Below are 10,791 nucleotides of genomic sequence, written 5' to 3' on the forward strand. Positions count from 1 at the left end.
GCCCTTCGGTTGCCGCAGCTGCCTGTGCCTTTCTCGCAGGAACGGCGCCGTCCGGCGGTCCTATTCTCGACTGGTGGAGCCTGGAAGACGTCGGACCGCCTGGCTGGTCGCGACGGTGGTCGCGGTGCTGGTCTTCCTGTTCGTCGGCGCGGGTACGACCTACTCGCTGCTCGATCCGGCCTACGTCTTCGAGGAGGGCGAACTCCCCACCGAGGCCGCCATCCTGACCGGATCCCTTGCCCTGACCGTCTTCGGCGCGTATCGCCTGGGGATCCCGGACCGTCGGCTGCGTGCCGAGCTGCCGGGCTACGGCGCCTGGCTGCCCGCCCGCGACGCGACCAACGGAGAGGGCCGCATCGACCTCGACGCGCAGACCGCCGGGCTGCGCCGGATCGCCCGGCGCGCGGCGGCGCTGGCGCTGGTCTGGACCGCGGTGTTCGCGGGCGGGCTCGCCGGCATCATCGCCGCCGACCATGCCTCGGCCGCCCTCCTCGTCACCGGGGTCCGCGTCGAAGGCGTGGTGCTCTCGGTCCACGAGCCGACGCGGGGCCCGTCGTCGTTCTGGGTCCGCTACCACTCACCGGGCCAGTCCTGGACCGAGGAGATCGCCCGCGACTCCGCGCGCTCGTACCGCGCCGGTGACGCGGTGACCGTCGTCTACGACCCGGACGACCCGCGGCACGTGCGCACCACCGAGGAGCCGAACGAGAACCGGATCCTCGTCGGCTTCAGCGTGCTCCCGCTGGTGGCCGGCGTGGCCGGGCTGCCGTTCGCGGCCAAGGCGGCGATGGGCTGGCGCCGCCGCGCCCGAGCGGTGGCCCGCACCGGCTGGCGGATCGCGGCGGTGACCGTCGTGCCCGGTTTCCTGGCCCGCGGGCACACCGCGGAGGTCCTGGTCCGCTACCGCGACGGCAGCGAGCTGGTGCTGCGGACCACGATGTCGGGCCACGGCACCGGGTTCCTGGCAGGCGAGGAGAATCGCCGAGCGTGGATCGGCGGCTGGGGGCGGCGGATGGTCGTCCTGTTCCCGTACGGTCCCCGCAAGCCCCGCCCGCACGCCGTGCCCGGCTCCGCGGAAGGGCCGCGGGTCACCCGATCTCGGCGGTGAGACAGCGCCGCGATCACTCCCCGCGTCACGGAACTTCTTGTGGTTGCGAAGCCTCGGACGGCTGGGCGGCCGAATGGGTGCTGTTCGCTTCGGGGCTGTCGCCGGTGAAGGACGTGAAGGCGAATCGGACCGTGCTCGCGGCCGCGTCCGTGAGCGGGGGGTCGGTGGCCAGTGGCGTGATCACGCCCGCGCTGTCCGGTTGGTCCAGCTCGGCCAGGAGACGGGCGAGTGCTTCGGGCGCGCCCGCCGGTTCGGCGGGGGTCTGGATCAACGTGCGGTGCAGGATCCCGATGTCCCAGCCGTTGCCGCCGCCGCTGCCCGCGGGGACGGCGACGGTGGCGTCCAGCAGCCACCGTGAGGTCTTGCCCGGCAGGGACGGGGTGGCGTGCGCGGTCAGGCCGACGATCTGGTCGGCGCGCAGCAGGCCGTCGCTGAGCGTCTGGATCCAGACCTTGTTCAGCCCCATGATCGTCCTCCGTCCGTCGTAGGCGCTCCGCATGGTTAGCACTCGGTGGCCGTGAGTGCCAATTCTGATTTAGCACCAGTTCGTCGACGTCGCAAGCAGCCGGCGCGGCGGTGGTCGCCTCTAGGCTGGGCCGGGTGGAGGACCCGACGCCGCCGCGCATCCTGGTGATCGAAGACGCGGAGGCGATCCGCGTGCCGGTCGAGTCGGCGCTGGCCGACGCGGGCTTCTCGGTGCGTTCGCGGCCCGACGGAGCCGCTCTCGAAACCGATCTCGTCCGCGTCCGCCCGGACTTGGTGGTGCTGGACGTGATGCTGCCCGGCCGGGACGGGTTCGAGCTGCTGCGGGTGATCCGGCGGACCTCGGCCGCCGGGGTGGTGATGCTGACCGCGCGGGACGGGGTCGAAGACCGGCTGCGCGGGCTCGGCGAGGGCGCCGACGACTACGTGGTGAAGCCGTTCGTCCTCGCCGAACTGGTCGCGAGGGTGACCGCGGTGCTGCGCCGGACCGGCCGCACCCGGCCGACGGTCGAGATCGGTGACCTCGTGATCGACGTCGAGGGCGGCCGGGCCCGCTATGGCGCCGCGGATGTCGAGCTGACCTCCACCGAATGGAAGGTGCTGCTGTACCTCGCCCAGCACCGGGACCGGGTCGTCTCCAAGACGCAGATCCTCACCTCGGTGTGGGGCTACGGCGACTCCGCGCCGAACCTCGTCGAAGTCAACGTCAGCACGCTGCGGCGCAAGCTCGAAGCACACGGACCCCGCGTGGTGCACACCGTGCGCGGCCAGGGGTATGTCCTGCGTGGTGCGCCGTGAGCCTGCGGACCGCTTCGCTGCGCCGGCGGGTCACGGTCACCGTGCTGGTGGTGCTGGCCGTGGTGCTCGTCGCGGTCGGCCTGGTGGTGGACGCGGTGTTCCGCGCGCAGGCCGAACGGGACGTCAACGCGGTGCTCACCGCCCGGGTCCAGCTGGCGCAGCAGCTCGCCAAGCAGAACGTGGCGCCGCCGAACCTGCTCCGGCGCGTCGAGACGCGCGGGGTGCAGGGGTCGCTTACCCTGCCCGACGGCACGGTCCTCGGCGGGCCCGGCCTGCCGGCGGACGCCCGGATCCGGCAGGTGCGCGCGACGCTGGCCGGGCCGGCCCGCATCAACGGCGCGAAGCTGACCCTCACCGCGGACGACTCGCTGATCGCGGCCGCCGAGCAGAGCCTGCGGTGGGTGCTGCTGGCCACCGGCGTCGGCGCGCTGGTCGTCGCCGCGGTCGCGCTGCTGCTGGCCGTCCGGTTCGCGCTCGCGCCGCTGGACGCGATGACGCGGTTGGCGCGCTCGATCGTCTCCGGCGAGCGGGGCGGCCGGCTCGCGCCGGAACGGACCGGCACCGAGCTGGGCCGCGCGGCGGCGGCGTTCGACTCCGCACTCGACGCGCTCGAAGGCGCCGAGCGAGCGGCTCGGGCTTCCGAGGCACGGACCCGGCAGTTCGTCGCCGACGCCGCCCACGAACTGCGGACCCCGCTGGCGGGCGTCCAAGCGGCGGCCGAGGCGTTGCTGCAGCAACCTCCGGACACGCCGCACGAACGGCGGGAGCAGCTGGAGCTGCTCGTGGTCCGCGAGTCGCAGCGGGCCGGGAAACTCGTCGGCGACCTGCTGGAGCTGGCCCGGCTCGACGCCGGCGCCGAACTCGAGCGGGCACCGGTTCCGCTGCGGGAACTGGCCACCGCGCAAGCCGAGCAGGTCCGGCTGACCGCGCCGGACGTCACGGTCGAAATCACCGGCCCCGACACGATCGTGCTCGGCGACCGGGCGCGGCTCACGCAGATCCTGGCCAACCTGACCGGCAACGCCGTCCGCGCGATGGACGGCCGGGGCACGCTCACCCTGGAGGTCACCGGCGACGGCGTCACGGTGACCGACACCGGGCCCGGCGTCCCGGGACCGGAGCGTGAGCGCATCTTCGACCGGCTCGTCCGGTTGGACGCGGCGCGCAGCCGGGGTGGGTCGGGACTGGGCCTGCCGATCGCCCGTGGGTTCGCCCGTGCCCATGGCGGCGATCTGTGGTGCGAGGCCGCGCCAGGCGGGGGAGCCCGGTTCCGGCTGACCGGGCTGCCGGCCGCGGGCTAGGCGAACAGGCCGTCCAGCCGGCCGGAGTGGCCGGTCAGCACCTTGCCCGCCTCCGTGCCCAGCACGTCCTCCACCAGCGTCGCGTAGACGTCACGGAAGTCCGTGGTCAGCTTCAGGTCGCCGTCGTCCAGGTCGGTCAGGCTCGGCTCGGCGCCGTGGAACCCGCCCTTGACGCGGGAGCCGAGGACGAACACCGGACCCGCGGTGCCGTGGTCGGTGCCCTGGCTGGCGTTCGCCGTGACGCGCCTGCCGAACTCCGAATACACCAGCACGATCGCCTGCTTGCCGCGGTCGGACTTCGCCAGCCGCTGCACGAACGGCGTCAGCGCACCGTCCAGTTCGGTCAGCAGCCGCTGCTGGGTGCCGCGTTCGTCGGCGTGCGTGTCGAACCCGCCCAGCGACACCGAATACGCCCGCGTCGGCACGCCCGCCTCGATCAGCCCGGCGACCACGTCCAGCTGGGCGGCCAGCTCGCCCTTCGCCTTCTTCCCGCTCTCGCCGGGCTTTCCCAGGGTCTGCACGGCCCGGTGCAGGTCGGTCACCGACCGCGCGGCGCGTGCCTGCCAGAGCCCTTCGCCCGGCTGGGCGGCGCCGAGGTCTTCGAACGCCTTGCCCAGCGCGCCTTCCGGAAGCTTGAGCCCGCCGACCGGCAGCGACGCCGCCGCGGTCCGCTCCCCGGCGAGCAGCGGCGGCAGCACCGGGTCGACCGAGACCGCGCGCAGCGGGTCGTCGCCGGTGGCGTCCAGCCAGCGGCCGAGCCAGCCGGTCGGCACGGACGTCTCCGGCGAGGCCGTCTGCCAGATCGCCATCGACCGGAAGTGGCTGTGGTCGGGCTTCGGGTAGCCGACGCCGCGCAGCACGGCGAGCTGCTTGTCGTCCCAGAGGGACTTGAACCCCTTCATGCCCGGGTTCAGGCCGAGGCCCTCGCCGAGGTCGAGCACCTCTTCCGGCCTATACGCCAGCTCCGGGCGCGCGTCCTGGTACGCCGGGTCGCCCGCGGGGACGACGGTGTTGAGGCCGTCGTTGCCGCCGTAGAGGGTGACGACCACGAGCACGCCCGCGTCCGGGTCGAGCGGGTTCTCCTGCGCCGCCGACAGCAGCTGCCCCCAGTCGATCTGCGTGGCGCCGGCGGCCAGGGCCGCGGCGGCCGTCACGCCGGTCGCGGTGAGGAACCTGCGACGGTTCACCTGCTGCACGATCGTCACCCGCTCACTACGTATTCGGGGGCACAAGCGGCCACTGTGGACAGTTGGCGGACGTTGCCGGCCACGCCGGCCAGCGCGGCGCGCGTCCGGTCCGACCACGCGTCGACGCCGAGCAGGTCGCCGATCGCGCCGGCCTTGTCCCGCGCCGTCGCCACCGCGCCCAGGTCGGCGTGCTCGGCGACCAGCTGGGCCGCGTGCAGGCGCGCCACGCCCGCCGACGTCGTCAGCCAGGCCCCGCCGGCCGCCCACCCGCCGACGCTGGGCGGCTGGAACGGTACTTGGCCCATTCCGCGCAACGCCGCCAGCAGCTGGGTCCGGGTCTTGTCGTCGAGCTTCGCCGGCCGTACCCCCAGGGCGCGCAGCAGCCCGGCCAGCCACTCGACGGGCTGCTTGACCAGCGAGGTCGCGCTGTCGTGGAAGGCGGCTTCGTCGGTGACGGCACGCAGCAGCGCGCGGATGTCGCGGCGGCCGCCGTAGGCGGCGACCAGGCGGTTGAGCGCGTCGGCCGGCGGCGGTGTGGCGGAGACGAGCCGGAACCAGACGCGCCCGGCGACGAACGGCGCCGATTCGGGCCTGCCGAGCACGAGGTCCACAAAGGACTGCGCGGCGAAGTCGCCGACGGCTCCGAGGATGTGTTTGACGCCGTCGTCGTGGCGCTTGGCGACCAGCTGGGCGCCGGCGGCGTCGCGCTTGGCGGTCCAGCCGGTGAGCGCGCGGGCCGCCTCGCGGACGTCGTTTTCCGTGTAGTGCCCGACGCCGAGGGTGAACAGCTCCATGAATTCGCGGGAGAGGTTCTCGTTGGGTTTGCCCGCCTTGTTGCTGTTGCCGTCGAGCCACAGCAGCATCGCGGGATCGACGACCATGGCACGGGCGAGGTCGGTGAAGCTGCCGAGGGCGTGTTCGCGCTGGGTCCGGTTCTGCGCGAGCATCAGCGCCGGGCTGCGGACCTTCTGCTCGCCGGTGGCGAAGTGGCCGTGCCAGAACCAGGTCAGCCGCTCCACGGAGGCGAGGTCGGCGGCGACCATCCGGTCCAGCCACCAGCTCACGGCCTGCGTGGCCTGCGCCTGGGTCTGCTTGCGGGCCTGCTGCTTCGCGGTCTGGTCGGCGTTCTTGCCGGGTTTGTCCGGCGGCGGCCCGAGATCGGGCATGGGCGTCGCGGCCGCCCCGGCGTCCGGCCCGTCGCCCAGCAGCCGGTCACGGGTCTCGGCGAACCCCCGGTCGAGGTCGCCGGGCCGCGGCCCGAAGCCGAGGCGGTCGTGCAGCCGCCGGACGGCCGCTCGTTCGGAGAGCACCACCATGCCTCCGATGGTGGGCTTCGGGGCGGCCGGGCCGCGACGTCCGGAGACCTTTCTTAAGCCAACCCACAGCTACCCACCGCCGGACGCTGCCCGCGCAGTGTCAATGGCGACGTGGCAGCGGCTGAAGGCCTGCTCGTTGCCGGACCCGCGTCACCGGGCGTCCTGGTCGAGCTTGCCGTGGGCCGCCACCGAAAGGTCTTGCCCGTCGGCCCAGGTCTTGAGGCGGTCGGCGTAGGCCTGCTGGATCATGGGATAGAAACCCTGTCCGAAAAGGACTCGAAGCGGCGGGTTGTCCATGTCGGCGATCTTGAGGAGCGTCCGGGCCGCGGCGGCCGGGTCGCCGGCGGGCTGCTTGTTCGTGAAGCCGGCCAAGCGCCGGCGGACGTCGTCGTAGGCCGGGTTCGTCCGGGCCAGGTGGCCGTTGTCGAGCGGGTTCGGGTTCTTGCCGTCCCTCGTGGCGAAGCCGCCGGGCTCGATGATGGTCACCTTGACGCCGAAGCCGGCGACCTCACCGGCGAGGGCCTCGTTCAGGGCTTCCACCGCCCACTTGGAGACGTGGTACGCGCCTCCGAGCGGGACGGCGATGAGCCCGGCCGCCGAGGACAGCTGGACGATGTGCCCCGCGCCCTGCTCGCGCAGGTGGGGCAGCACGGCCTGGATGACCCACAGCGCGCCGAACAGGTTGGTCTCCAGCTGGTCCCGCATCTCCTGCTCGGTCAGCTCCTCGATCGCGCCGACCTGGGCGTACCCGGCGTTGTTCACGACGACGTCCAACCGGCCGAAGTGGTCCTTGGCCCGCTGCACGCTCGCGAAGACAGCGGCCTTGTCGATCACGTCCAGCTCGAGCGGGAGCACCGCGTCGCCGTACTTGGTGACCAGGTCGTCCAGACTGGCGGCCGTTCGGGCGGTCGCGGCCACCTTGTCACCGCGGGACAGGGCGGCCTCGACGAACTCGCGACCGAGACCGCGGGAGGAACCGGTGACGAACCAAACCTTGCTGTTCACGTCTTTCCCTTTCGGTGGAGGTGGTTACCAGGCCACGGGGCCGAGGCGGTCGACGAAGATCCCGGTCGGTCCGTCGGCGCCGAGCGTCGCGAGCTCGATGAACGGGTCGGTGCCCTCGGTGACCGTCAGCGTGCCCGTGTGGTTGTTCATGTCCGTGGCGGCGAACTTGCGGTTGGCGACCTCGCCGGGCGTGACGGCGTTGAACTTGATGTCCGGGAACGCCTGGGCGTACCGGACGGTGAGCATGTTCAGCGCCGCCTTGGACGAGCTGTAGGCGAGCTCGTGCATCTTCGAGGCGGCCTGGTTCGGGTCGGTCACGACCGCGAAGGAGCCGACGCCGCTGGACACCATCACCACCCGAGGCTGATCGGCGGCCCGCAGCAGGGGCAGGAACGCGTGCGTGACCCGGACCGGCCCGTACACGTTGGTGTCGTAGACGGAGTGGATCTCGTCGGCCGTGGCCTCCGCGGGGTGGACGGCCCCGCCCGGCGCGCCGGCGTTGTTGATCAGCACGTCCAGCCGGTCGGTGTGCTGTCGAACCAGCCGCACGGCGTCGGCCACCGACTCGTCCGAAGTCACGTCCAGCGGGACCAGGACCACGTGCGCGCCGCCGGCGGCCAGCTTGTCGGCCGCCGCCTGTCCGCGATCTTTGTCGCGCGAGCCGAGAAAGATCGTCCAGCCCAGCTCGCCGAGCCTACGGGCCGCCTCGAGACCGAGTCCCTTGTTGCCTCCGGTGATCAACACCGTGGTCTGTTCCGTGTTCGTCATGCCCACCAGACACCGGTTCCGGCTCGGCTGTGACCAGGTGTGAACCAGGTCACAGCCGGACGTCTTTCGGTCAGAGCGGTGGGCATGGGTCGATCCGATGTACGGACCGAGTGGCCCGACGCGGCCGCGTCACGATGAGACCTCGGTGGCGAAGCCGTCCAATTTGGCCCGGACGTCGAGGACTTCGGGATGGTGCAGCCGATCCAGGATCGAGGCGGCCTCGCTCCACGCCGCTATCGCTTCGTCTCGGGCGCCCCACAGCCGATGCGTGTCGCCGATCTGGATCAGGGCCTCCGCCTCCCAGTACTGGACGCCCAGTTCGCGGTCGGTCGCCAACGCGAGCTCGAACCACTCGAGCGCGCGCTCGTACTCGCCGAGCGCCTGGTACGTACAACCCAGCGTGATGCACGCGTACGCCTCGCCGTCGCGATGGTCGATGCCGCGGTACAGATCGAGGGAGCGCTCGGCCAGCTCGAGCGCCTCGGCCGGTGAGCCGAGCCAGGATTGCTGCCGGGCGATTCTGCAGAGCGTGTCGGCGTGGAGCATCGGGTTCGGCAGTTCCCGCACCAGCGACCACATCCGCCGCAGGCACTCGAGCGCCTTGTCGTGCAGCTTCTGGTCCTCGTACAAGTCCGCGTTTCCCATCAGCACCCTGATCTTCGCGTCGCGGTCGTCGCGGTCGGCGACCATCGCGGCGGCGGCGTCGAACATCTCCTGCGCTTCCTCGTGGCGTCCCAGCCGGAACAGCGCGCGGGCGAGGGCGGGCAACGCGATCAGCCGTGCGTCGTCGTCGCGGGCGACCGCGAGCGCCTTGCGGAGCACCGCTTCTCGTTCGTGGCGTTGACCGGTGCGGTTGAGGAAGGTGTTCAACGCCCACGCGAGCCGGCCGACGTGGTCGGCGAAACCGGTGCGGGCAGCGAAGTCGACGATCGCGAGCAGGGTGGCGTTCTCTTCCGCCAGCCACGCCATGGCTTCGTGGTAGCCGGTGAGGTACGGGATCGTGTCCGCGGACGGAGCGGGGCGGAACACCCCTTCGCGCCAGGGGAGTACGTGGCAGTCCGCTACCAGCGCGGCAGCCACGTAGTGGTCCAGGATACGAACCTTCACCGCTTCGAGTTCAGGCTCTTGAAGCTCCGCGCACTCCTGGGCGTACACGCGAAGCAGGTCGTGGAAGCGAAATCGACCCGGTCGGTGCTCTTCGAGCAGGTGCGCGGCGGTGAGCTCGGTGAGGAGGGGGCGCACGCGTCCGTCGTCGAGCAGTGCCGTGCAGGCGAGCACGTCGATGTCGGGTCCCGGGTGGACGCCGAGCAGGCGGAAGAGCCGTGCTGCCTTCGGCGACAACCGGCGGTACGACCAGGAAACGACCGCGCGGAAGTCGAGGTCGTGCCCGCCGAGGTCGAGCGTGTCCAGCCGATCCCGCTCGTCGCGCAGTTGCCCGGCGAGCCGGCTGAGTGCCAGGAGCGGCTGGTTCGCCGCGCGCGCCGCGACGATGCTCAACGCCAGCGGCAGCCGCGCGCACAGCTCGACGAGGTCGGCGACGGCCGCGGGTTCGGCGGCGATCCGGTCCGGCGCGATGTGGCAGGCGAGCACGCGCGCCGCGTCGTCTTCGGGCAGCACGTCCAGGCTCAGGCGGTGCGCACCCTCGTGGACCACCAGGCTGTCCAGGCGGTCCCGGCTCGTGATCAGCACGAGGCACGTCGGGGAGTTCGGCAGCAGCGGCCGGATCTGCTCCGCGGACCGGGCGTTGTCCAGCATGACCAGCATGCGCCGGTCGGCGAGGAGCCCGCGGTAGAGCGCCGACCGCCCGTCCAGGTCGCCGGGCATCGCCGACGCCGCGACGCCCAGCGCTTCCAGGAACCCGTGCAGCACCTGGACGGGATCGAGCTCGGCGCGGTGGTCGAAGCCGCGCAGGTCGACGTGCAGCTGACCGTCGGGGTAGCGGCCGCGGACCGCATTGGCCCACCTGGTCGCGAGCGTCGTCTTGCCGATGCCCGCGGTGCCGGCGATGGCGGTGATCACCACGGTCTGCGCGTCGCCGGCCATGACGAACGAAGCCAGCGCGTCGAGTTCCGCGGTCCGGCCGACGAAATGCCGGCTCGGCGGCGGAAGCTGGCGTGGCGGGGCGGTGACCACCGGCGGCGGTGTCGCCTGGCCGCCCCAGAGCCGCACCCACGCGGTCGTCTCGGTCTCCTTGACCGCGGCGTACAGCGGCCGGTACGCGTCGGGGACACCGAGATCGCTGTGCCGGACCACGTTGTCGAAGAACCACGCCGAAACGACCAGCCCCAGCTCGCCGTCCGAGCGGGCGAACATCGACCCGAAGGCGTGCGACTCGATCAGCCGGAACGCGTGGTTGACCGCGGTGCCCACCACCCCGTGCTCGTCGTAGCGGACCTCGCCGGCGTGAAGTGCCATCCGCAGCCGGATCTGCCTCGTGCTGCCGCTGCGCTGGTTGTGCCGGCGCAGCCCGGCGATCAGGTTGCCGGGCAGCAGCTCGACGAACGCGCTCTTCGGCACCGTCGGCGGAACCACGACGAGGACGCCGTCGCCGCTGTTCAGCCGGTCGCAGTCATCCCACCGGAGCGCGGCCTTGGCGAACGCGTCTTCGAGGGCCCGGTAGAGCCCGGCGCGGATGGCCACGCGGTCGGAGTCCGACCGCACGGGCGAGCCGTACCGCTCGACGTCCACGACGAGGATCGTGCGATGCACCGCGGGCATGGCGACCTCGTCACTCGTTCCGGCAACGTCTGCCGTCCCAGCATGAGCAGGCGAGGAACGAGAGCACAACGGCCGTCAACCGGACGCCGCAACGACCGGTCGAAGGC

At 72.3% G+C, this 10,791-nt stretch carries 9 protein-coding genes; 3 read left to right on the plus strand and 6 right to left on the minus strand.

Going from position 1 to position 10,791, the window contains the following annotated elements; translation table 11 throughout:
- The first annotated feature begins 73 nt into the window (after positions 1–73).
- Positions 74–1,108 carry a DUF3592 domain-containing protein gene (locus tag AB0J40_RS03710; RefSeq protein WP_364446973.1) on the plus strand — a complete coding sequence of 345 codons (1,035 nt, stop codon included), beginning with the start codon at positions 74–76 and terminating at the stop codon, positions 1,106–1,108.
- Between the two features lie 25 nt (positions 1,109–1,133).
- Here AB0J40_RS03710 and AB0J40_RS03715 read toward each other — a convergent pair whose 3' ends face one another.
- A complete protein-coding gene (locus AB0J40_RS03715; protein ID WP_364446976.1) occupies positions 1,134–1,574 on the minus strand; it encodes a hypothetical protein in 441 nt (146 codons plus the stop codon).
- Positions 1,575–1,708: 134 nt separating this feature from the next.
- Here AB0J40_RS03715 and AB0J40_RS03720 point away from each other — a divergent pair, with 134 nt between their 5' ends.
- Together AB0J40_RS03720 and AB0J40_RS03725 are read left to right on the plus strand one after the other, a co-directional pair.
- Positions 1,709–2,389, plus strand: coding sequence for a response regulator transcription factor (locus tag AB0J40_RS03720; protein ID WP_364446978.1), 681 nt, complete (start codon positions 1,709–1,711; stop codon positions 2,387–2,389).
- Entirely contained in the window at positions 2,386–3,690 is a 1,305-nt protein-coding gene (locus AB0J40_RS03725; protein WP_364446981.1) for a HAMP domain-containing sensor histidine kinase, read from the plus strand. Before AB0J40_RS03720 ends, AB0J40_RS03725 begins: the two co-directional genes overlap by 4 nt.
- Here the strand turns inward: AB0J40_RS03725 and AB0J40_RS03730 are convergent.
- The 5 genes from AB0J40_RS03730 to AB0J40_RS03750 form a co-directional block, all read right to left on the minus strand.
- Positions 3,687–4,895 (minus strand): DUF1501 domain-containing protein, encoded by a 1,209-nt coding sequence (locus tag AB0J40_RS03730; RefSeq protein ID WP_364446984.1) that lies wholly within the window; start codon positions 4,893–4,895, stop codon positions 3,687–3,689. The genes AB0J40_RS03725 and AB0J40_RS03730 overlap by 4 nt on opposite strands.
- Positions 4,892–6,193, minus strand: coding sequence for a DUF1800 domain-containing protein (locus AB0J40_RS03735; RefSeq protein WP_364446987.1), 1,302 nt, complete (start codon positions 6,191–6,193; stop codon positions 4,892–4,894). The genes AB0J40_RS03730 and AB0J40_RS03735 overlap by 4 nt, the downstream gene beginning before the upstream one ends.
- Positions 6,194–6,343: 150 nt before the next feature.
- Complete coding sequence (locus AB0J40_RS03740) at positions 6,344–7,198, minus strand: SDR family NAD(P)-dependent oxidoreductase (protein WP_364446989.1); 855 nt, start codon at positions 7,196–7,198, stop codon at positions 6,344–6,346.
- Between the two features lie 24 nt (positions 7,199–7,222).
- Positions 7,223–7,966 (minus strand): SDR family oxidoreductase, encoded by a 744-nt coding sequence (locus AB0J40_RS03745; protein WP_364446992.1) that lies wholly within the window; start codon positions 7,964–7,966, stop codon positions 7,223–7,225.
- A 129-nt stretch (positions 7,967–8,095) separates the two neighbouring features.
- A complete protein-coding gene (locus tag AB0J40_RS03750; RefSeq protein ID WP_364446995.1) occupies positions 8,096–10,684 on the minus strand; it encodes a tetratricopeptide repeat protein in 2,589 nt (862 codons plus the stop codon).
- Between the last annotated feature and the right edge of the window lie 107 nt (positions 10,685–10,791).

Origin of the sequence: Amycolatopsis sp. NPDC049691, assembly GCF_040675005.1 — a bacterium.
GTDB lineage: Bacteria > Actinomycetota > Actinomycetes > Mycobacteriales > Pseudonocardiaceae > Amycolatopsis.